Raw genomic sequence first — 20135 nt, 5'->3', positions numbered from 1 at the left:
TAGGTGATGTGCAGGGTGGGGTCGGCGGGGTCGTCGGGCACGAAGATGATCGCGGTCTGGTCGCCGCGCGTGGCCAGGTGCCGGTCGATGCAGTTCGCCGCCACGTTCAGCGTGCCGTCGCGGAACCAGTGGATCTCGACCTCGCCCATGCGGAAATTGGTGTTCTTCACCTCGGTATAGGGCTTGATCCAGTCCAGCCGCTTGCCCGCCTCGCCCCAGAACCCCTCGGGGTCCTCGATCGACCGCGCATACATCGCATCGTAACGCGCCGCGTCGATATGGGCGGACGAAACGAAATCGGCGCTGGGCGGGTAGATGTGGTCTTGGGTCATGTGTGCTCCTCCCGGGGGCAGTCTGCCAGAGTGAAGCGCCCCGCCAAGGGGCGGGGCGTGGGGATCAGATCGCCAGGTATTCGGCGCGCAGCGCGTCGTTTTTCAACACCTCGGCGGCGGTGCCGTCGAACACGATCTGGCCGGTATCGAGGATCACCGCCCGGTCGGCGAGTTCCAGCGCGCGGATCGCGTTCTGTTCGACGATCACGGTGGTGATGCCCTGTTCCTTGATGTGGACGAGGGTCTTCTCGATCTCGTCCACGATGACGGGGGCGAGCCCCTCGTAGGGTTCGTCGAGCAGCAGCACCTTGATGTCGCGGGCCAGCGCCCGGGCGATGGCCAGCATCTGCTGTTCGCCGCCCGACAGGGTCACGCCCTCCTGCTTGCGCCGTTCGCCGAGGCGCGGGAACAGGTCGTAGAGCCGGTCCAGCGTCCAGCCGATGGGCGGCGCGATCTGGGCCAGTTGCAGGTTCTCCTCGACCGTGAGGCCGGGGATGATGCGCCGGTCCTCGGGGACGAGGCCGATGCCGGCCATGCTGGCCTGGTGGGCGGCCATGGAATGCAGCGGCGCGTGGTCAAGCCAGACCTCGCCATAGGTGACCTGGGGGCTGTCCAGCCGGGCGATGGCCCTGAGCGTCGAGGTCTTGCCCGCGCCGTTGCGGCCGAGAAGGGCGAGGATCTCGCCCTCGTGCACGTTGAAGTTCACGCCCTGCACGATGTAGCTTTCGCCGTAATAGGCGTGCAGGTCGTAGACCGACAGGAACGCGGGCGCGGTGGCGGCCTGGTTGGCGTTCTTGTGGAAGTCGGGTTTGACGTTCATGTGGCCGTCTCCTTATCCGTGGGCCTGGCCAAGATAGGCTTCCTGCACCTTCGGATGACCCTTGATCTTCTCGGGGACATCTTCGACCAGCGGCGTGCCCTGGGCAAGCACCGTGATGCGGTCGGCGAGGCTGAACACCACGTGCATGTCGTGTTCGATGATCGCCATGGTGATGTCGCGCGTGGCCTTGATGTGTTTCAACAGGTCGATGGTGTTGTTGGTGTCGGCCCGCGCCATGCCGGCGGTGGGTTCGTCCAGCAGCAGCAGTTTCGGTTCCTGCACCAGGCACATCGCCATTTCGAGGCGCCGCTTGTCGCCGCGCGACAGGCTGGAGGCGTGCATGTCCTTCTTGTCGGCCATGTTCACGTCGTCGAGCATGTGCATCGCGCGGTCGACGATCTCTTTCTCGTGGGCCACGGTTTCGAAGGCGTGCATCCGGAACGCCCCGTCGCGTTTCGCGAAACAGGGGATCAGCACGTTTTCCAGAACCGTCAGGTCGCCGAAGATCTCGGGCGTCTGGAACACCCGGGAAATGCCCATCTGGTTGATCTCGTGCGGTTTGCGGCCCAGCACGCTTTGCCCGTCGAACATGACCGACCCGGTGTCGGGGATCAGCTTGCCGACGAGGCAGTTGAGCAGTGTGGACTTGCCCGCGCCGTTCGGCCCGATGATGGCGTGAACCGTGTTCTCCTTGACCGAGAGGTTCACGTCACCCAGCGCCTGAAGGCCGCCGAAGCGTTTGTTCACGCCTTTGACTTCGAGGATTCCCATCTGTGCGGCCTCCTATTCGGCGACGTGGGGTTCGGGGTTCGGGCGATGTTCGGGGTCCTTGCGGGATGGCCCGCCCGCCTTGCGCTTGCGCCGGAAGAGGCGCGCGAGGCGCTGACCGCCCTCGACCAGGCCGCCGGGCAGGAAGATGACGACCAGCATGAACAGGATGCCCAGCGTCAGGTGCCAGCCCTTGCCCACGAAGGGGTGGATCAGCGCGATCACGAAATCCTCCAGCCCGTCGGGCATGAAGGCGAACCAGCCATGCAGGACGCCGTCGTTGATTTTCGAGAAGATGTTCTCGCAATACTTGATGAAGCCCGCGCCCAGCACCGGCCCCATCAGGGTGCCCGCGCCGCCGAGGATGGTCATCAGCACGACTTCACCCGAGGCCGTCCACTGCATCCGCTCGGCGCCGGCCAGCGGGTCCATCGAGGCCAGGAGGCCACCCGCCAGCCCGGCATACATCCCCGAGATCACGAAGGCCGCCAGCGTGTAGGGGCGCGAGTTCAGGCCCGTGTAGTTCATCCGGGTCTGGTTGGTCTTGATCGCGCGCAGCATCATGCCGAAGGGCGAGCGGAAGATGCGCAAGGAGATATAGAAGGCCAGGATCGCGATGATGGCGCAGAAGTAATAGCCGATGTTGAAGGTGAACAGCCACCCGCCGACATCCACCTGCACCGAGTCGCGCATCACCAGGCCGAAGAGATGCGGGCTGGTGGGGGAATTCTCGCCCATAAGGATCTGGGGGTCGTTGGAATAGACCTGAAGCCCGGTTTCGCCGTTGGTGATCGGGGTGAGCACCGAGTAGGCGAGGTTATAGCTCATCTGTGCAAACGCCAGCGTCAGGATCGAGAAGTAGATCCCCGACCGGCGCAGCGAGATGAAGCCGATCAAGAGCGCGAAGAGCGCCGAGATTATGACCGCCAGCACCAGCCCCGGCAGGACGTTGTAGCCCAGCAGCTTGTACATCCACACGACGGTGTAGCTGCCCACGCCGAGGAAGGCCGCGTGGCCGAAGGAAAGATAGCCCGTCAGCCCGAACAGGATGTTGAAGCCGATCGCGAAGATGCCGAAGATCGCGAATTTCTGCATCAGGTCGGGGTAGCCCGCGTTGAACTGCGCGAGCGACGAGGTTTCGGGGAAGGGTTGCAGCAGGATCGGCGTCGCCAGCGTCAGGAAGACGACGATCAAGAGGAAGCGGGTGTCTTTTGCGCTTAGTCCGAACATTCTCTCAGTCCTCCATCACGCCCTTGCGGCCCATCAGCCCGCGCGGCCGGGTGAGCAGGATGACGATTGCGACGAGGTAGATGATCACCTGGTCGATGCCGGGGATGATGCTCTTGATCTCGTTCATCGAGGCGAAGCTTTGCAGGATGCCCAGCAGGAACCCCGCGGCGACGGCGCCGGGCAGGGACCCCATGCCGCCGACCACGACCACGACGAAGGACAGCACGAGGAAATCCATGCCCATGTGGTAGTTCGGCGCCAGGATCGGGGTGTACATCACGCCCGCCAGCCCCGCGACCGCGGCCGCCAGCCCGAACATGATGGTAAAGCGGCGGTCGATGTCGATGCCGAGAAGGCCCACGGTTTCCCGGTCGGCCATGCCCGCGCGCACCACCATGCCGAAGGTGGTGAATTGCAGGAAGGCGAAGACACCGGCGATGATGAACAGGGCGAACAGGAAATAGACCAGCCGCCAGAGCGGGTAGATGATCACGTTGGGATCGAAGCCCAGCATGGTGCCGAAATCGAAGCTGCCCGACAGCATGTCCGGCGCCCCGGTCTGGATCGGGTTGGCGCCGAAGAAATACTTGATGATTTCCTGCAGCACGATCGCCAGGCCGAAGGTCACCAGGATCTGGTCGGCATGGGGGCGTTTGTAGAAATGCTTGATCAGGCCGCGTTCCATGACGAAGCCGAGGACGATCATCACCGGGATGGCCAGCGCGATGCCCAGCGGCACGGACCAGTTGATGATGGCGCCGCCCAGTTCGGGGCCGAACCAGCTTTCGACATAGGGCACCTGCACCTTGAGCGGGTTGCCGAGGAAGTCGGTCTTGGTCTCGTCGACCATTTCGAACGAGAGGCCCAGCAGGCGCTGCATGATCACCGCGCAGAAGGCGCCGATCATGAACAGCGCGCCATGGGCGAAGTTCACCACGCCCAGCGTGCCGAAGATCAGCGTGAGCCCCAGCGCGATCAGCGCATAGGCCGAGCCCTTGTCGAGCCCGTTCAGAATCTGAAGAATGATGGCTTCCATCGTCCCACCCGTGGAATTGAGGGATCCGCCGGCGCGTGCGCGCGCGAGGGGGCCGGCCGCGCGGTTGCGCGGCCGGCTTTCGGTGTCAGCGGGTTACGCGCCGTCGTTGCATTCGCCGAGGCTGGCCTCGGCGCCGCCGAACATCGGGTGATCGGGGGCGTATTCGACCTGGGCGCGCGGCGTGACCTCGACGATTTCCAGCACGTCGAACTGGGTCGTCGGGTTCTCGGCGCCCTTCATGACGAGGACGTCCTTGAAGCACTGGTGATCGGCGCCGCGATAGGTGGTCGGGCCGTTGCCCATCCCGTCGAAGTCGAAATCCTCCAGCGCCTCGACCACGGCGCAGGGGTTGAACGAGCCCGCGCGCGCCACCGCATCGGCGTAGAGCAGCGTCTGCACGTAGCAGGTATGGGCCGAGTTCGACGGCGGACGGCCGTATTTCTCGCCGAAGGATTTCACGAAGGCCTTGGTGCCCGGGTCCTGCAGCTGCCAGTTCCAGTTCATCGAGCCATAGACGCCCTTGATGTTGGCGCCGGCGCCTTCGGCCATCAGTTCCGAGTAGAGCGGCACGACGATCTCGAAGTTCTTGCCGTTCACCTGCTTGTCGCGCAGGCCGAACTGCACCGCCTGGGTGAGCGAGTTTACCATGTCGCCGCCGTAGTGGTTCAGGATCAGCACGTCGGCGCCCGATTGCAGGACCGGCGTGATGTAGGACGAGAAGTCACCGGCGCCGACCGGGGTCAGCACGTTGTTGACAGTCTGCCAGCCCAGCGCCTCGGTCGAGGCCTGGATCGATTCCTGCTGGGTGTAGCCCCAGGTGTAGTCGGCGGTCAGGTGATAGGCGCGCCGTTCCGTGCCGTAGGCCTTTTCCAGCACCGGGGCCAGCGCCGCGCCCGACATGTAGGCGTTGAAGAAGTGGCGGAAGCCGTTGGCCTTGCGGTCCTTGCCGGTGGTGTCGTTGGAATGGGTGAGGCCGGCCATGAAGATGATGCCCGCCTCCTGGCAGAGGCCCTGCACGGCGACGGCCACGCCCGAGGACGACCCGCCGTTGATCATCACGACGCCGTCCTTCTCGATCATCGACTTGGCGGATGCGCGGGCGGCGTCAGACTTGGTCTGGGTGTCGCCGGTCACGAATTCGACCTTCTTGCCCAGGATGCCGGTGCCATCCAGCGCCTTGGAGCTGAAGGTCTGAAGCATGCCGCCATCGCCCATGCCGTTCAGGTGTTCGACGGCCAGTTCCTGGGCGCGCAGCTCGTCCAGGCCCTCTTCGGCATAGGGGCCGGTCTGGGGCACGTTGAAGCCGAATTTGACCGTGCTGCCGGTCGGTTCGTTGGTGAAGGCCGAGGCCCGCGAGGTGAAGATCGTGGGCAGGGCAAGGCCCGCGCCGGTGACCGCACCGGTCTTGAGCACGCCGCGGCGCGTCAGGTTCGAGTTCGTCATGGACTTCCTCCCGTGAAGTTGGGTGCGGCCCGCGCCTCCCCGGCGTGACCGCGTGCTTTACAAAGCGCTGTCATTATCGCCGGGGGATCGAAAACCTGACAACAACCTCTTTTCTTCAAACACTTTTTTTGTAAAGCTATGAACAGGCTGCATAGCGGCTATGTAAAAAAATTATCGCGCAGGTGCAGAAAGTCCTGCCCAGACAAGGGTTTTTTCGATGCCGCGCAGTGCGCTGACAGGCACCCGAATCCGCGAAAGGCGCACCGTTCTGGGGATGCGCCAGGCCGAGCTTGCACGCAGGGCGGGAATCTCGCCGTCCTACCTGAACCTGATCGAGCACAACCGCCGCAGAATCGGCGGCAAGCTGCTGGTCGAACTGGCCCGCCACCTGGGCGTCGAGGCCAGCGCGCTGACCGAGGGGGCGGGGGCGGCGCTGATCGAGACGCTGCGCGAGGCGGCGGCGGGGCAGGAGGGCGCGGCCGCCGAGATCGACCGGCTGGAGGAATTCGCCGGCCGCTTTCCGGGCTGGGCCGCGCTGTTGGCCGCGCGCCACCGCCGGGTGCGCGAGTTGGAACGCACGGTCGAGATGCTGACCGACCGGATGACGCATGACCCGTTCCTGTCGACCTCGCTGCACGAGGTGATCTCGGCGGTGACCTCGATCCGCTCGACCGCGGCGATTCTGGCGGAAACCGAGGATATCGACCCCGACTGGCAGCGCCGGTTCCATCGCAACCTGTCCGATGACAGCCGCCGCCTGGCCGAGGGGGCGCAGGCGCTGGTGGCCTATCTGGACGAGGGCGCGGACGATCCGGGCACGCAATCCTCGCCCCAGGAAGAGGTCGAGGCCTATCTGCGCGCGCGCGATTATCACCTGCCCGAGCTGGAGCGCGCCTTGCCGCCCGAACCCGCGCGGCTGGTCGGCGAGGCGGCGGAGCTCACCTCGGCGCCGGCGCGGGAACTGGCGCTGGGGTTTCTGCGGCGCTATCGCCGCGACGCGGAACTGATGCCGCTGGACGCCTTTGCCGAGGCGGCGCGGGCCGAGCGGCTGGACCCGGGGCGGCTGGCGGCGCGGTTCGGGGTGGACCCGGGCGCGGTGTTCCGGCGGCTGGCCGCGCTGCCGCGCGCGGCGGCGGGCGGGCCGGTGGGCCTGGTGACCTGCGACGGGTCCGGCACGCTGACCTTTCGCAAGCCGGTCGAGGGGTTCGCGCTGCCGCGGTTCGGGGCGGCCTGTCCGCTGTGGCCGCTGTACCAGGCGCTGGCGCGGCCCATGGCGCCCTTGCGCGCGGTGGTGGAACTGGGCGGGCCGGTGCCGCAGCGATTCCTGACCTATGCGCTGTGCCAGCCCGCGCTGGCGGGCGGCTTCGACGGGCCGCAGGTTCTGGAGGCGGCGATGCTGATCCTGCCCGAGGAAACGGTGCCCGCCCCCGAGGGCCGCGGCCAGCCGATCGGCACGTCCTGCCGGATCTGCCCGCGCCGGGGCTGCGTGGCGCGGCGCGAGCCGTCGATCCTGGCCGATGGATTCTGAGGGGTTTTGACACCATGGCCCTTTGCGCCGATAGTCTGGGGACAAGCAGGGCGAAAACGTCCGCGAGGGAGGAACGACGGCACATGGGCAAGCATGTCCTGCTGATCGAGGACGAACCGAACATCATCGAGGCGATCCGCTTCATCCTCTCGCGCGAGGGGTGGCGGGTGGATACCCATTCGGACGGCACGACGGCCTTTGGCCGGGTGGCCGAGGTGCGCCCCGATATCGTGATCCTGGACGTGATGCTGCCCGGTCGGTCGGGGTTCGACATCCTGCGGGACATCCGCGCCGATACCGGGCTGGGCGCGCTGCCGGTGCTGATGCTGACGGCCAAGGGGCAGGTCAAGGACCGCGAGATGGCCGAGCGGATGGGCGCGAGCCGGTTCATGGCCAAGCCGTTTTCCAACACCGAGGTTCTGGCCTCGGTCCGGGAACTGACGGGGGCCTGAGGCCATGGGCCGGGCGCCGCTGTTCCTGGCCCGGCAGGGCTATCGGCGGCGGCGCCTGGCGGACATGGCGCGGCTGTTGCCGGTGCTGGGGCTGGCGCTGTTCCTGGCGCCGGCGCTGGATTCGCGGGACGGGCTGACGGCGGGGATGCTGATCTTTCTGTTCGTGGCCTGGGCCGGGCTGATCGTGGCCTCGGCGGTGCTGGCGCGGCGGCTGTGCCGGTCGGGCGCGATGGAGGATGCGGGTGAGGCGCCGGAGGACGGCGCGCCATGATCCCCTTCGACGTGCTGGTGGCGATCTGCCTGCTCTACGTCGTCCTGTTGTTCGGCGTGGCGTTCCTGGCGGAACGGCGCGCGATGCGGGGGCGGGGCGGCTGGCTGCGCTCGCCCGCGATCTATACGCTGTCGCTGTCGGTCTATTGCACCGCCTGGACGTTTTACGGCGCGGTGGGATACGCCGCGCGGTCGGGGCTGGAATTCGTGACGATCTACCTGGGCCCGACGCTGGTGCTGATCGGCTGGTGGTGGACCCTGCGCAAGCTGGTGCGGATCGGGCGGACGCAGCGGATCACCTCGATCGCCGACCTGATCTCGTCGCGCTATGGCAAGTCGAACACGCTGGGCGTGATCGTGACGCTGATCGCGGTGGTGGGCACCACGCCCTATATCGCGCTGCAGCTGCAATCGGTCACGCTGTCCTTTGCGGTGTTTGCCCCCGGCGGCGCGGCGCCCTGGGCGCTGGGCGATCTGAATGCCACGGCGTTGACCGTGGCGGCGGGGCTGGCGGTGTTCACGGTGCTGTTCGGCACGCGCAACCTGGACGCCAACGAGCGCCACCACGGGGTGGTGACCGCCATCGCGGTCGAGGCGGTGGTCAAGCTGGTGGCGTTGCTGGCGGTGGGCGTCTTCGTGGTCTGGGGGATCGCGGGCGGGCCGGGGGCGATGATCGACCGGATCGAGGATTCGGCCATCGCGGGGATGCCGATCCAGCCGGGGCGCTGGATGGGGCTGACCTTCCTGGCGGCGGCGGCGATCCTGACCTTGCCGCGGATGTTCCAGGTGCTGGTGGTGGAAAACGAGAACGAGCGCCACCTGGCGACCGCGTCCTGGGCGTTTCCGGCCTACCTGTTCCTGATGAGCCTGTTCGTGGTGCCCATCGCCGTGGTGGGCCTGTCCGAGATGCCGGCGGGCGCCAACCCCGACCTGTTCGTGCTGACCCTGCCGCTGGCGCACGGGCAGGACGGGCTGGCGACGCTGGCCTTCCTGGGCGGGTTTTCCTCGGCCACGTCCATGGTGATCGTGGCGGCGATCGCGCTGTCGACGATGGTGTCGAACCATATCGTGATGCCGCTGTTCCTGAACATGACGAAATCGGGCGCGACGATGTCGGGGGATGTGCGCACCATCGTGCTGCGCGCGCGGCGGCTGTCGATCGCGGGGGTTCTGTTCCTGGGCTATCTTTACTACCGCATCTCCGGCGGGTCCGAGGCGCTGGCCGCGATCGGGCTGATCTCGTTCGCGGGGGTCGCGCAATTCCTGCCCGCGCTGCTGGGCGGGATATTGTGGCGGGGGGCGACGCGGACGGGGGCGATCACCGGGCTGACGCTGGGATTCGCGGTATGGGCCTATTCGCTGTTCTTGCCCAGTTTCGGCGACGGCGCGGTGATGAGCGCGGCGCTGTTGTCCGAGGGGCCGTGGGGCATCGGCTGGCTGCGCCCGCAGGCGCTGTTCGGGATGGACGGGCTGGACCCGCTGGTGCATGCGATGGTGTTCTCGATGGCGGCCAACCTGCTGGGCTTCGTGGGGGTATCGCTGATGGGCTTTCCGGGGCCGATGGAGCGGTTGCAGGCGGCGCAATTCGTCAACGTGTTCGACCATTCGACCGCCGGGCAGGGCTGGAGCCAGGGCCGCGCCGAGGCCGAGGACCTGTTGTTGATGGCGCAGCGCATCCTGGGCCCGGACGAGGCGCAGGGGCTGTTCCAGCGCGCCGCCGCCGACCAGGGCAAGGGGGGATACCTGCCCGATATCACGCCGGAATTCCTGCAGCGGCTGGAACGCGAACTGGCCGGATCGGTGGGCGCGGCGACGGCCCATGCGATGGTGGGCCAGATCGTCGGGCGGTCGGCGGTGTCGGTCGAGGACCTGATGAAGGTCGCCGACGAGACCGCGCAGATGATGGAATATTCCAGCCAGCTGGAGGCCAAGTCCGAGGAACTGGCCCGCACCGCGCGGCAATTGCGCGAGGCCAACGAGAAGTTGACCGAACTGAGCGTGCAGAAGGACGCCTTCCTCAGCCAGATCAGCCACGAATTGCGCACGCCGATGACCTCGATCCGGGCGTTTTCGGAAATCCTGATGTCGGGCGAGGGGATGGGGGCCGAGGAATTGCGCAACTATTCCCGCATCATCCACGAGGAAAGCCTGCGCCTGACGCGGCTGCTGGACGATTTGCTGGACCTGTCGGTGCTGGAGAACGGGCAGGTGTCGCTGAACGCGCAGCCGGTGGCGCTGGCCGATCTGTTGGACCGGGCGGTGGCGGCCACCGGCAGCCTGCGCGGCGGGCTGGCGATCCGGCGCGACCCGGTGGCGGAACGGGTGGTTCTGACCACCGATGGCGACCGGCTGAGCCAGGTGTTCATCAACCTGATCTCGAACGCGCAGAAATACTGCGATGCCGAGGCGCCGGAACTGACGATCCGGGTGCGCGACGGGCGCGACGGGGTGGCGGTGGATTTCGTCGACAACGGCACCGGGATCCCCGAGAAAAGCCAGGCGATCATCTTCGAGAAATTCTCGCGCCTGTCGGACCCGCGCTCGGCCGGGGGGGCGGGGCTGGGCCTGGCGATCTGCCGCGAGATCATGGTGCGGCTGGGCGGGTCGATCGTCTATCTGCCGGGGCAGGGGGGCGCGGCGTTCCGGGTGAGCCTGCCGCGGGTCTGCGCCGAGGCGGCCTGAGCGGTCGCAACGCTTTTTAAACCTCGATCGTGCAAGACCTTTGGCAAAGGGTTACGGACGGTCGAGACATGACGGACGACGCGCATCGCGCGATACTCAGGCAGATTGTGGGCGAGGGCCGCGTGGCGATGCCGGACGGGGCAGCGCTTGCGTCGGGCACGGACGGGCGGTTCGCCCTGCGGCTGGAGGCGGCGCGCACGGTGCGCGACGATTTCGGCCTGACCGGTGTCGTCGAGGAGTGCCAGGCGCTGCACCCGCGGTTGGAGGACCTGGAACAGGAGGTGACGCGCGAGCGTCTGGCGGTGCTTTTGCAGGGCGGGAACGGGCGGCAGGGGCTGGCGGTCTACAGCCCCGAGCTGGCGCTTGCGCTGCTGGAATGGCGGCTGCTGGGCATGTTGTCCGCCGAGGCACCCGAGGCCCGGCCGCTGACCGCGACCGATGCCGCGATCCTGGCCGACCTGACCGATCCGCTGCTGACGCGGTTCGGCGCCGCGATGGCGGCCCGGCCGGGCTGTGACTGGGCGGTGGGGTACATGCAGGGTGCGACGGTCGAGGATCCCCGGCACGTGCCGCTGATTCTGCCCTCGGGCGGGTATCACGGGTTCCGCATCACGCTGCGCTTGGGCGAGGCGGGGCGCGGGGGCGAGCTGTTCCTGGCGGTTCCCGAAACCCATGCGCCCGCGCCGCCGAAACCCCGCAAAGAGGAGGGGCCGCCCTGGCCCGACGCGCTGAAGGTGGGCGTTCTGGGCGCGGAACTGGTGCTGAACGCGGTGCTGTGGCGCACGCGCCTGCCCGCCGCCGTGGTGGGGCGGCTGAAGCCGGGCGACCTGTTGCCGATGCCGGCCACCGCGCTGACCGAGGTGCGCCTGGAGGCGCCGGGCCGGGTCACGGTGGCCGAGGGGCGGCTGGGCCAGTCGAACGGCGAGCGTGCGATCAAGATCGACGGCGAGGACGGCGTGCTGGCGGGATTCGCGGCCCCCGCGCAGGCCGCGCCGGGCCTTGCGGCGCCCGCGCCGATGGCGCTGGCCGAGGCCGATCTTGCAGAGCCGGAGGAGCTGGCGCTGCCGGGCGCGGCGGCGTTCGACGCCGAGGCGACGGATTTCGACCCCGCGGCGGCGTTTCCCGTCGAAAGTGGCGAGTTCGACCCCGAAGCCGCGTTTTCACCGGAAAGCGCCGATTTCGGGGCCGATTTTCCGGGCCTGGCCGAAGGCTGAGCCGGCCCGCGCCCTACCGGCCGGCGGCCAGCGCGTCCAGCTGCGCCTTGAGCCCGGGAACCGCGAAGCCCGCCCTGGCGAGCGCGGCCATGATCTCGTCGGTGGGCCGCTCGCCGGCCTGGGCCAGCGCCCAGATCACCGACGAGCGGAACCCCGCGCGGCAATAGCCGAAATGCGGCCCCGGCAACTCGGTCAGCGCGCGGCGCTGGGCGGCGATGGTTTCGGGCGCAATGCCGTCATGGGTGACCTCGACCACGGCGAAGTCGAGCCCCGCCGCCCGCGCTGCCGCCTCCATGTCGGCGGCGCGCTCGCCCGGCGCGACCTCGGCATCGGGGCGGTTGCAGATCACCGTGCGGAAGCCCGCGGCCGCCAGCGCGGCCATGGCCGCGGTCGGCGGGTGCGGCGCGGCGGAGAACGCGTCGGTCAGTTGCACCATCGGCGGAAGCTCGCTCATTCCGGCCTCCGTTCGGGGCATGTGTCGTAAACCCTGCACATTTTCAGATCTCTCCCTGGAATCGTTCCAGACAATCAGGGCTTTCGCGGGGAGAATCAATGCCCGGACCCGAGATTGCGCGACGCGATTTGACGTGTGTCAAAGTCAGGATCGCCGCAGGGGTGCCATCGTCGCCAGCAGAGCGAACAGGAGACATCGATGGCATCGCTTCGCGACAGAAAGCGTCAGCTTCTGAACCGATTGGCCGAACTGGACCATCGCCTTCACGATATCGAGGCGGAACTGGACACGCACCAGTCGAAGGATTGGGGCGAACTCGCGGTGGAGCGCGAGGAAGACGAGGTGCTGGAAGGCATGGGCGCCTCGGGGCTGGCCGAAGTGAAGCAGATCAATGCAGCTCTCGCGCGAATCGAGGATGGCAGTTACGGTTATTGCGTGCGCTGTGGGGAAGAAATCGCCGCCGAACGGCTCGATCTTCTGCCGGCTACGCCATTTTGCCGCATCTGTGCGCGCTGACGACAGGTGTAGAGGGAACGACTGAAAAATGAGCAATATGAGCCAGACCAATCGCATGGCCGCATTTTCCAACAGCGCACTGCACGATGAAACACGGGCGATGATCCGGTCGCGGATCGAGTCGCTCTTGACCAGCGGGGCGGTGGCCAACCAGGTCAGCCGCCAGCTTGTGACCAAGGGCTGCCACAGCCCGTGGTCGGATGCGCCCGAGGCCGCGCCGACGCCCGGCGCACGTCCCGCGGAGAGAAGCAACCAGGGGAGGTGCGGATGGCGTTCGAACAGCTCAAGGCCGGGATCTATCTGATCCTCGAAGAGATCGAGAAACGGCCCGACGACCGGCACATCCTGCAGGAAGAGTTGCGCGAGAAGATCGCGGAACTGCGCGGTCTGGGCCTGCCGGTGCCCGAGGACATCCTGCGCCTGGAACAACGGCTCGAGGACGACGACTCGGACGATTTCTACGACAACATGCCGGTCTAGGACCGGCCGGCCGGCGTGCCGCGCGGGGTGTCCCGGCGGCGGCGCGCCCGCATCCCGCCTGACGTTACCCAGATATTGCGTTTCGCCCCGGTCTGTCCCCTAATGGTGCCCGGCGCCGGGGCCGTGCGCGCGCCCGGCCATGTGACAGGGGGACTGGGCAGATGACGGGTCTTGTGCAGCAGGAAGAGGCCGCGCCGGGCATCCGCCGGGTCGTGCTGGGCAATGGCGCGGCGAACCTGCTGACATCCGACATGCTGGCCGCGCTGGACGGCGCGCTGGCCGCGGCGCTGGCCGCGCCGGGGGTGCGGGCGGTGCTGATCGCATCGGCCGGGCGGGTGTTCTCGATGGGGCTGGGTCCGGAGGGGGCGGCGGGCGCGGGCGCGCTGGCGGCGATCTGCGCGCGGCTGGACCGGGCCGGGGTGCCGGTGGTCGCGCTGGTGGGCGGCATGGCGATGGGCGGGGGCTGCGAACTGGCGCTGGCCGCGCATTACCGGGTTGCGCTGCCGATGGCGCAGTTCGGCCTGCCCGAGATCGCGATCGGCCTGCCGCCGGGCGCGGGCAGCACGCAGCGGCTGCCGCGGATGGTGGCGCCCGCCGTGGCGCTGGAGCTGATGCTGTCCGGCCAGCCGTTTTCCGCGGCCAAGGCGCAGCGTGTCGGGCTGGTCGATGCGCTGGTCGATGGCAACCTGGAGGCGGCGGGGCTTCGGTTCGCGCAAGGGCTGATCGCCGAGCGGGCGGGGCCGCGGCCCGCGCCGGGCCGCGTATTGCCGCCCTTTGGGCGGTTGCATGCCGCGGTGGCCGAGCGGCGCGCGGGGCTGCCCGTGGATGGCCCGCTGGCGGCGCCCGGGCGCGTGCTGGATTGCGTCGATGCCGCGGCCATGCTGCCCTATGAGGCGGCGCTGGACTATGAGGCGGCCGCCTATGAGGATTGCCGCGACAGCCCGGTTCACCGCGCGCTGAGCCACCTTGCGCTGGGCGAGGCGGGGCTGCGGCGCCGCGTGGAGCGGTGGCAGGGCGAGGCGCGCGCCGTCACCTCTGTGGGCATCTGGGGCTGGGGCACCGGGGCGGCGGCGCTGGCGGCGGCGCTGTTGAGCGGGGGTGTCGCGGTGCGCATGGCCGCGCCCGACGAAGCGGCGCTGACCGAGGGGGTGGCCCGTGTCGACGGGCTTTTGACGGCGGCCTGCGCGGCGGGCAACGTGGGCGAGGCGGGGCGGCAGGCGCATTGGTCGCGTTTCGCCGGGGCCGAGGGGGTGGCCGGGTTGGCCCCGTGCGAGGTTCTGATCGAGGCGGGCGATGGCGCCTGGTCCGAGCATGAGCGGGCCTTTGCCGGGCTGGCGGGCATTGCCCGCCCGGGGGCGATCCTGATGGGGACCGGCGCGCTGGTCACGCCGGGGGCGCTGGCCGCGGGGGGGCAACGCCCGGCCGACACGATCTGGTTGAACCTGCCCGACCTGGTGCCCGCGGCGCGGCTGGCCGAACTGGTCTGCACGCCCGCCACCGCGCCCGAGGCACTGGCCACGGCGGGGGCACTGGTCGGCGCGATGCTGCGTACGCCGCTGGTGGCAATCGGCGAAAGCCCGGTTCTGGGCGTGCTGATCGGGGCGCTGGAGGCGGCGGATGCGCTGGTCGAGGAGGGCGCCTCGCCCTATGCGGTCGACCGGGCGATGCGGGACTGGGGGTTCGCCTATGGGCCCTACGAGATGGCCGACCGGCTGGGGCTGGAAACGCTGCTGGCGCTGCGCGCGGGGCTGCCCGGGGGCCGGGACCCCGAGACGCGCCCGATCCTTGTCGCGGGGCAGATGGTGGCCGAGGGGCGGCGCGGGCAGGCGGTCGGGCGGGGTTATTACGCCTATCCCGAGCCGGGCGAGCGGGGCGTGCCCGACCCCGAGCTTGAATGGCTGCTGGCCTCGGCGCGGCAGGTGCTGGGGTGCAGCCCGCGCGCGGTCGGGGCCGATGAAATCGCGGGCAAGCTGCTGGCCGGGATGGCGCAGGCGGGCGCGGGCCTGTTGCGGCGCGGCGTGGTGCGCCGGGCGGTCGAGATCGACCTGGCGATGGTCCTGGGCGCGGGTCTGGCCCGCTGGCGCGGCGGGCCGATGCGGGCCGCCGACGAACGCGGGATGCTGTGGCTGCGCCGCACGCTGCGGTCGCTGGCCGAGGGGCGCGGCGGCCCGACGATCTGGACGCCCGACCCGCTGATCGCGGAGCTGATCAAGCGCGGCCAGCGGTTCGGCGATGTCGGGGCGCGCGGCGCGCCCGCCGGTGTCAGCCCAGCGTGATGCCGATCACCACCATCATCAGCCCCAGCGCCGAGAGCCCCAGCGCGGCCATGTTCAGCGCGACCGCCCGTTGCAGACGGGCGCGCAGGGCGTCCTCGGCCAGGTTTGCGCGGCGCGCGGCGCGCACCTGCAGGATCACCCGGACGATCCCGGCCAGCCCGGCGAGCGACACCGCCGCCCCGATCCAGATCAGTATTTCCATCGCGACCTCCACCGCTGGACGCCCTCGCGCCTAGTCGATGGCGGCGGGCGGTGCAAGGGGCTTGCGGGCGCGCGGGGCGGGCGATAGGTCAGGCTTCCGATCCCAGCCCGAGAGGAGCCTTTGCCATGGACGAGACCTCTACCGTGACGTCGCCCGACGCCACCTATCGCGTCACCGCCGACGAGCTGCGCCAGTTCATCGAGCGGTTCGAGCGGCTGGAGGCCGAGAAGAAGGACATCGCCGAGCAGCAGAAAGAGGTGATGGCCGAGGCCAAGGCGCGCGGTTACGACACCAAGGTGATGCGCAAGGTCATCGCCCTGCGCAAGCGCGACCGCGACGACATCGCCGAGGAAGAGGCCGTGCTGGAGCTGTACAAGCAGGCGCTGGGCATGGCGTGACGCCCGGCGGGCGGGGCCGGTTCCGGGTCAGGCCGTGACCACCTCGACCCCCTCGATCGCCTCGATTTCGGAAAGGTCGGCCTCGTAGCGGTCGGTCAGTTCGTCGACCAGCGCGGCCGTCCAGCCCGGCGCGTCGAGTTCCTCTTCGACGGCGTCGGGCAGGGCGTACTTGTCCAGGAAGGCGGCCACGACGCGGCGGCGCTGGGCCTCGTTCACCGGCGGGTTCTCGGCCAGGTAGGCGGCCATCCGTTTCAGGCCCGCGGGCCGCATGATCGTGTCCAGCAGGTCGTCGGCGCCCCGCAGCGGCGTGCCCGGCGCGATGCCCGAGGCCCGTTCCAGCAACTCGGGCCAGATCAGCGGCGTGTCCTCGTTGCACCAGACCGTCAGGCGCGCCCGCGGATTGGCCTGCCGGATGCGCCGCACCATGTCCGACCAGGTCAGCGCGCGCGGCTCGATGCCGGCGATGAACCCCTCGAAATCCTTTTCGCGCGACCTGGCGAACAGCGCCGGGATGAAGGTGGCGGGATTGCGCAGGCCAAGGAAGAATTCGCAGGGTTCGTTGGGGAAAAGCTGTGCCAGCCAGTGCGATTTCTCGCCCGCCATCGGGTAAAGCATGTGCTGGCCCAGCACCTTTTGCGGCACGCAGAGGAAGGACTGGTTCACGAAGATCAGCCGCCGCGCCTCGTCCTCGTCCATCGCGGCATCGAGGATGATCTGCTGCATCTCGGGCGTCGCGGGCTTGCCCCGCAGCGAAACCAGCATTTCGCGCAGGATCGGGCGATAGCGGCTGGGCCCGGGCACGATGATCCCCTGTTTAGACAGGGTGCCGCGGTTTTTCAGCAGGCCTTTCAGAAGCCGGTCGTCGTCCGTGCAATGGGCGCCGATGTGGTAGACCAGTTCCATGCCGCCTGCGCCTGTTCTTCTTGTTCTGCCTGACCTTGGATTATACGAGCCATTCTGGACAGTAAAACGGCTTTCCTGTATCCGGGGTGTTATGGCTGAGCAAATCGCTCAAGTAAGGTCGGCGGCGGGGGGCGCGCGCATGCGCTGGCGGCTGTGGCTGGACCCGTGGTCGTTGGGCGCGGTGGTGATCGCGGCGCTGGTGCTGATGCCGATCCTGTCGGTGTTCTGGATCGCGCTGACCCCCGAGGAAAACATCTGGCCGCATCTCGCCTCGACCACGCTGCCGCGGTACCTGGGCAATACCGCGTTCCTGATGGTCGGGGTGGCGGGCCTGGCCGCGGCGGTGGGCGCGGGGGCGGCCTGGCTGGTGTCGATGTACCGGTTCCCCTTTGCGCGCTGGCTGGAATGGCTGTTGCTGCTGCCGCTGGCGATCCCGGCCTATGTGGGGGCCTATGCGCTGGTCGATTTCCTGGAATATGCCGGGCCGGTGCAGACGGGGCTGCGCGCGCTGTTCGGCTGGACCAGTGCGCAGGATTACTGGTTCCCCGAGATCCGGTCGCGGGGCGCGGCGGTGCTGGTGCTGGCGGCGGCGTTGTATCCGTATGTCTACCTGCTGTCGCGTGCGGCCTTCCGCGAACAGTCGGGCTGCGCCTACGAGGTGGCGCGCGCGCTGGGGGCGGGGCCGTTTTCGCTGTTCCGGCGGGTGGGGCTGCCGCTGGCCCGCCCGGCGATCGCGGCAGGCTCGGCCATCGTGATGATGGAAACGGTGAACGATTTCGGCGTGGTCGAGTTCTTTGCCGTGCAGACGCTGACCGCGGGGATCTTCTCGGTCTGGCTGGAAAGCGGCAACGCGGGCGGCGCGGCGCAGATCGCGGTGGTGATCCTGGTGCTGATCCTGGTGCTGGTCGCGCTGGAGAAGATCAGCCGGCGCAACCTGCGGTTCCACAACCTGGGCCGCCACCACCGCCCGCTGGTGCCGGTGCGTCTGACGGGCGTGGCGGGATGGGGCGCGACGCTGGCCTGCGCGCTGCCGGTGGCGCTGGGCTTCGTGCTGCCGGTGGGGGTGATCTCGGCCCATGCGCTGGCCAATGCCGAGGCCTGGACCGACCCGGGGTTGCTGCGCGCGCTGGGCAACACGCTGACGGTGGGCGGGCTGGCCGCGGTCGGCACGGTGGCGGCGGGGCTGTTCCTGGTCTACGGCGTGCGGCTGACCGGGCGCAGCCTGCCCAAGCTCTTGTTGCCGGTGACCACCATCGGCTATGCGGCGCCGGGCGCGGTGCTGGGCGTGGGGCTGCTGATCCCGATGGCCGCCGCCGACAACGCGCTGGCCGACGGGGTGCAGGGGCTGTTCGGGGTGGATATCGGCCTGGTGATGACCGGGTCGGCCTTTGCCATCGTCTATGCCTACGGCGTGCGGTTCTTCGCCATCGCCCAGGGGGCGGCGGACGCGGCGATGGGGCGGATCACGCCCAGCCTGCCGATGGCGGCACGGTCGCTGGGGCGCACGGCGCGCGGCACGCTGACGGCGGTCTACCTGCCGCTGATCCGCGCCTCGGTCGGCACCGCGCTGCTGCTGGTGTTCGTCGACTGCGTCAAGGAACTGCCGGCGACGCTGCTTCTGCGGCCGTTCAACTACAACACGCTGGCCACCCGGGTCTACGAGAAGGCGAGCCTGGAAAACCTGGGTGACGCCGCCCCCGCCGCCCTGCTGGTCAGCGCGGTGGGCCTGGTGGCGGTGGGCCTGCTGGCGCGCGCCAACCGCTGAGCGAAGGCCTTGCACGGGGCGGGACGTGCCGCTAGATCGTGGGGCGTGCCCCTATAGCTCAGCTGGTAGAGCATCTGATTTGTAATCAGAGGGTCGGGAGTTCGAGTCTCTCTGGGGGCACCATAATAATTTCGTAAGCGCATGTTCTAATTGGATTTTGTTGGGAAATTTTCTCGCCAACCCACCCTGTGGTCCCCCTTTGTCGGAAGGAAGGGAGCCCTGTTCGATCTAGCAGGGAAACGCTTGGGTGAGGGCCTGCCACACAGAAAACCGTGCTGTTTCGTGGCGAACGGCTGGGTGATCGGTCAGGTATTTTGTCACTACATCGCGTAGTTGTGCGTTACTCGCGTTGTATGGCACGCAATAGCCGATCAGGCTGTCCAAAAGGCCGTTGGTGTCCGGAGCGTCTTCCGCTACGCCAAGGCGGCTCGTGATGATGAATGCGCCGAATCTCTGGCCTTCAATCTGCCCGATGATGTAACCGATGCAGAAGCCTTCCATCGTGCCCTCTGACGAGGCGCAGGATTCAAGCAACTCGTTGCCGTCGATCTGTTGCGCTTCGGCGTATGAGGCAGTCATACCGTCAAGAGTGATGGCCATCGCGGATGCCAAAAGAATTCGGAATATCGTTTCAGGTAACATCTTTGACAATCACCTATGCGTGCTCATGTGGCGCCCTCGCCAAGCCCTGTAGCCCTTGGGAACCTTGAGGATAGCAGTTAGGCGAATTGAATCGCTTTGCGGTGTCATGCCTCGCCCAGCGCCGCCGCTGCGCCTCGGCTATCCGCTCGCGGCCCTCTTGCGTCTTGGGTGCGGTGGACAGCCCCCCGTGCATCTTGCACCGCGTCTTTCCCGGCAGGGTCTTTGCGCGGCATGGCGTGCCCTTCCTGGTTTGAGCGCCGCACCTCTTGGGGGCTTGCCCGCTTTCCGTATCGACTGAGACCCCGTCCCGCGCGCGCGGCGGTGTGCGCGTGAAATGCAGGTTTTTCCTAGCAACTGCGACCCCCGTCCCGCGCGCCTTGCGCCGGGCCTTACCGAAGTCCTGAGCCTAGAGCACTCGGACGGTGAAGGCCTCTCCCTGCGGCGCAAGTTCATGGACGTGGGGTTACCTTCTACCAGGCCGCCGTGCGGTCCTGTGCAAAGGAAGCCGAACGGAACACCTCGACGCTCGGGGGACACCGCTGTTTTGCGTTCCAATGAAGGCCGAGGACGCCCCACCGTTCTTTTCGGCAATGGCGCATCTTTTTTCGCGTCCGGTGTTGTGCCGGTTGGCGGAGGGATCGGTCGAGGCGCCGGGGGAGGGGGCGCGGGGGTGGTTGTTCTGCGTGGGGGGCGCGCCTTGCGAAATTCGGAAAAGGGGCGCCCG

Annotated in this window: 21 protein-coding genes and 1 tRNA gene; 11 read left to right on the top strand and 11 right to left on the bottom strand. The window is 68.3% G+C overall.

Annotation, left to right across the window (positions count from 1 at the left end):
• The 6 genes from EV662_RS18940 to EV662_RS18915 form a co-directional block, all read right to left on the bottom strand.
• Window positions 1-332, bottom strand: a 332-nt coding sequence (locus tag EV662_RS18940) for an acetyl-coenzyme A synthetase N-terminal domain-containing protein (protein WP_279533259.1), incomplete at its 3' end; no start/stop codon positions are given.
• A 64-nt stretch (window positions 333-396) separates the two neighbouring features.
• Window positions 397-1152, bottom strand: a complete 756-nt coding sequence (locus EV662_RS18935) for an ABC transporter ATP-binding protein (protein WP_132466352.1) — start codon at window positions 1150-1152, stop codon at window positions 397-399.
• Window positions 1153-1164: 12 nt separating this feature from the next.
• The gene (locus EV662_RS18930; RefSeq protein WP_132466349.1) at window positions 1165-1923 is read right to left on the bottom strand and encodes an ABC transporter ATP-binding protein; all 759 of its coding nucleotides are present in this window, start codon (window positions 1921-1923) and stop codon (window positions 1165-1167) included.
• Window positions 1924-1935: 12 nt separating this feature from the next.
• Window positions 1936-3150, bottom strand: coding sequence for a branched-chain amino acid ABC transporter permease (locus EV662_RS18925; protein WP_132466346.1), 1215 nt, complete (start codon window positions 3148-3150; stop codon window positions 1936-1938).
• 4 nt (window positions 3151-3154) lie between these two features.
• On the bottom strand, window positions 3155-4186 hold the full coding sequence (locus tag EV662_RS18920; RefSeq protein ID WP_132466343.1) for a branched-chain amino acid ABC transporter permease: 1032 nt from the start codon (window positions 4184-4186) through the stop codon (window positions 3155-3157).
• A 93-nt stretch (window positions 4187-4279) separates the two neighbouring features.
• Window positions 4280-5629 (bottom strand): substrate-binding protein, encoded by a 1350-nt coding sequence (locus EV662_RS18915; protein ID WP_132466340.1) that lies wholly within the window; start codon window positions 5627-5629, stop codon window positions 4280-4282.
• Between the two features lie 217 nt (window positions 5630-5846).
• Here EV662_RS18915 and EV662_RS18910 point away from each other — a divergent pair, with 217 nt between their 5' ends.
• The 5 genes from EV662_RS18910 to EV662_RS18890 all read left to right on the top strand — a co-directional run bounded on the left by EV662_RS18910 (window position 5847) and on the right by EV662_RS18890 (window position 11775).
• Window positions 5847-7157 carry a helix-turn-helix transcriptional regulator gene (locus tag EV662_RS18910; protein WP_132466337.1) on the top strand — a complete coding sequence of 437 codons (1311 nt, stop codon included), beginning with the start codon at window positions 5847-5849 and terminating at the stop codon, window positions 7155-7157.
• A gap of 83 nt (window positions 7158-7240) precedes the next feature.
• On the top strand, window positions 7241-7609 hold the full coding sequence (locus tag EV662_RS18905; RefSeq protein WP_132466334.1) for a response regulator transcription factor: 369 nt from the start codon (window positions 7241-7243) through the stop codon (window positions 7607-7609).
• A gap of 4 nt (window positions 7610-7613) precedes the next feature.
• On the top strand, window positions 7614-7880 hold the full coding sequence (locus EV662_RS18900) for a hypothetical protein (RefSeq protein WP_132466331.1): 267 nt from the start codon (window positions 7614-7616) through the stop codon (window positions 7878-7880).
• Complete coding sequence (locus EV662_RS18895; RefSeq protein ID WP_132466327.1) at window positions 7877-10561, top strand: ATP-binding protein; 2685 nt, start codon at window positions 7877-7879, stop codon at window positions 10559-10561. The genes EV662_RS18900 and EV662_RS18895 overlap by 4 nt, the downstream gene beginning before the upstream one ends.
• 68 nt (window positions 10562-10629) lie before the next feature.
• The gene (locus EV662_RS18890; RefSeq protein WP_132466324.1) at window positions 10630-11775 is read left to right on the top strand and encodes a FliM/FliN family flagellar motor switch protein; all 1146 of its coding nucleotides are present in this window, start codon (window positions 10630-10632) and stop codon (window positions 11773-11775) included.
• Window positions 11776-11788: 13 nt separating this feature from the next.
• Here EV662_RS18890 and EV662_RS18885 read toward each other — a convergent pair whose 3' ends face one another.
• On the bottom strand, window positions 11789-12229 hold the full coding sequence (locus EV662_RS18885) for a protein tyrosine phosphatase family protein (protein WP_243695915.1): 441 nt from the start codon (window positions 12227-12229) through the stop codon (window positions 11789-11791).
• Window positions 12230-12427: 198 nt separating this feature from the next.
• Between EV662_RS18885 and EV662_RS18880 the strand changes: the two genes are divergently transcribed.
• The 3 genes from EV662_RS18880 to EV662_RS18870 all read left to right on the top strand — a co-directional run bounded on the left by EV662_RS18880 (window position 12428) and on the right by EV662_RS18870 (window position 15501).
• Window positions 12428-12745 carry a TraR/DksA family transcriptional regulator gene (locus EV662_RS18880; RefSeq protein WP_132466321.1) on the top strand — a complete coding sequence of 106 codons (318 nt, stop codon included), beginning with the start codon at window positions 12428-12430 and terminating at the stop codon, window positions 12743-12745.
• 267 nt (window positions 12746-13012) lie between these two features.
• The gene (locus EV662_RS18875) at window positions 13013-13225 is read left to right on the top strand and encodes a hypothetical protein (protein WP_132466318.1); all 213 of its coding nucleotides are present in this window, start codon (window positions 13013-13015) and stop codon (window positions 13223-13225) included.
• Window positions 13226-13386: 161 nt separating this feature from the next.
• Complete coding sequence (locus tag EV662_RS18870) at window positions 13387-15501, top strand: enoyl-CoA hydratase-related protein (protein WP_132466315.1); 2115 nt, start codon at window positions 13387-13389, stop codon at window positions 15499-15501.
• On the opposite strand, the gene EV662_RS18865 is transcribed toward EV662_RS18870, so the two are convergent.
• Entirely contained in the window at window positions 15488-15703 is a 216-nt protein-coding gene (locus EV662_RS18865; RefSeq protein ID WP_132466312.1) for a hypothetical protein, read from the bottom strand. The genes EV662_RS18870 and EV662_RS18865 overlap by 14 nt on opposite strands.
• 125 nt (window positions 15704-15828) lie before the next feature.
• Between EV662_RS18865 and EV662_RS18860 the strand changes: the two genes are divergently transcribed.
• Complete coding sequence (locus tag EV662_RS18860) at window positions 15829-16101, top strand: DUF2312 domain-containing protein (protein WP_132466308.1); 273 nt, start codon at window positions 15829-15831, stop codon at window positions 16099-16101.
• 27 nt (window positions 16102-16128) lie between these two features.
• Here the strand turns inward: EV662_RS18860 and EV662_RS18855 are convergent, their stop codons facing one another.
• Entirely contained in the window at window positions 16129-17004 is an 876-nt protein-coding gene (locus tag EV662_RS18855) for a hypothetical protein (protein ID WP_132466306.1), read from the bottom strand.
• A gap of 139 nt (window positions 17005-17143) precedes the next feature.
• Here EV662_RS18855 and EV662_RS18850 point away from each other — a divergent pair, with 139 nt between their 5' ends.
• Window positions 17144-18769: an ABC transporter permease gene (locus EV662_RS18850; protein ID WP_243695914.1), complete on the top strand. Its 1626-nt coding sequence runs from the start codon at window positions 17144-17146 to the stop codon at window positions 18767-18769.
• 47 nt (window positions 18770-18816) lie between these two features.
• Window positions 18817-18892: transfer RNA gene (locus EV662_RS18845), tRNA-Thr, on the top strand.
• Between the two features lie 105 nt (window positions 18893-18997).
• Here EV662_RS18845 and EV662_RS18840 read toward each other — a convergent pair.
• The gene (locus EV662_RS18840; protein WP_132466301.1) at window positions 18998-19369 is read right to left on the bottom strand and encodes a Rap1a/Tai family immunity protein; all 372 of its coding nucleotides are present in this window, start codon (window positions 19367-19369) and stop codon (window positions 18998-19000) included.
• A gap of 55 nt (window positions 19370-19424) precedes the next feature.
• Window positions 19425-19751, bottom strand: coding sequence for an HGGxSTG domain-containing protein (locus EV662_RS20065; RefSeq protein WP_279533260.1), 327 nt, complete (start codon window positions 19749-19751; stop codon window positions 19425-19427).
• Window positions 19752-20135: the final 384 nt, after the last annotated feature.

It is taken from the genome of Rhodovulum marinum, from assembly GCF_004343075.1.
Taxonomy (GTDB): domain Bacteria; phylum Pseudomonadota; class Alphaproteobacteria; order Rhodobacterales; family Rhodobacteraceae; genus Rhodovulum; species Rhodovulum marinum.
This window is presented reverse-complemented; position numbering and strand designations above follow the sequence as displayed.

Coding starts and splice junctions, on each gene's coding strand:
- EV662_RS18910 (WP_132466337.1), top strand. CDS start 5,847: ATGCCGCGCAGTGCGCTGACAGGCACCCGAATCCGCGAAAGGCGCACC.
- EV662_RS18915 (WP_132466340.1), bottom strand. CDS start 5,629: ATGACGAACTCGAACCTGACGCGCCGCGGCGTGCTCAAGACCGGTGCG.
- EV662_RS18855 (WP_132466306.1), bottom strand. CDS start 17,004: ATGGAACTGGTCTACCACATCGGCGCCCATTGCACGGACGACGACCGG.
- EV662_RS18890 (WP_132466324.1), top strand. CDS start 10,630: ATGACGGACGACGCGCATCGCGCGATACTCAGGCAGATTGTGGGCGAG.
- EV662_RS18865 (WP_132466312.1), bottom strand. CDS start 15,703: ATGGAAATACTGATCTGGATCGGGGCGGCGGTGTCGCTCGCCGGGCTG.
- EV662_RS18885 (WP_243695915.1), bottom strand. CDS start 12,229: ATGAGCGAGCTTCCGCCGATGGTGCAACTGACCGACGCGTTCTCCGCC.
- EV662_RS18850 (WP_243695914.1), top strand. CDS start 17,144: ATGCGCTGGCGGCTGTGGCTGGACCCGTGGTCGTTGGGCGCGGTGGTG.
- EV662_RS18920 (WP_132466343.1), bottom strand. CDS start 4,186: ATGGAAGCCATCATTCTTCAGATTCTGAACGGGCTCGACAAGGGCTCG.
- EV662_RS18870 (WP_132466315.1), top strand. CDS start 13,387: ATGACGGGTCTTGTGCAGCAGGAAGAGGCCGCGCCGGGCATCCGCCGG.
- EV662_RS18875 (WP_132466318.1), top strand. CDS start 13,013: ATGGCGTTCGAACAGCTCAAGGCCGGGATCTATCTGATCCTCGAAGAG.
- EV662_RS18860 (WP_132466308.1), top strand. CDS start 15,829: ATGGACGAGACCTCTACCGTGACGTCGCCCGACGCCACCTATCGCGTC.
- EV662_RS18900 (WP_132466331.1), top strand. CDS start 7,614: ATGGGCCGGGCGCCGCTGTTCCTGGCCCGGCAGGGCTATCGGCGGCGG.
- EV662_RS18930 (WP_132466349.1), bottom strand. CDS start 1,923: ATGGGAATCCTCGAAGTCAAAGGCGTGAACAAACGCTTCGGCGGCCTT.
- EV662_RS18880 (WP_132466321.1), top strand. CDS start 12,428: ATGGCATCGCTTCGCGACAGAAAGCGTCAGCTTCTGAACCGATTGGCC.
- EV662_RS18895 (WP_132466327.1), top strand. CDS start 7,877: ATGATCCCCTTCGACGTGCTGGTGGCGATCTGCCTGCTCTACGTCGTC.
- EV662_RS18935 (WP_132466352.1), bottom strand. CDS start 1,152: ATGAACGTCAAACCCGACTTCCACAAGAACGCCAACCAGGCCGCCACC.
- EV662_RS18925 (WP_132466346.1), bottom strand. CDS start 3,150: ATGTTCGGACTAAGCGCAAAAGACACCCGCTTCCTCTTGATCGTCGTC.
- EV662_RS18840 (WP_132466301.1), bottom strand. CDS start 19,369: ATGGCCATCACTCTTGACGGTATGACTGCCTCATACGCCGAAGCGCAA.
- EV662_RS18905 (WP_132466334.1), top strand. CDS start 7,241: ATGGGCAAGCATGTCCTGCTGATCGAGGACGAACCGAACATCATCGAG.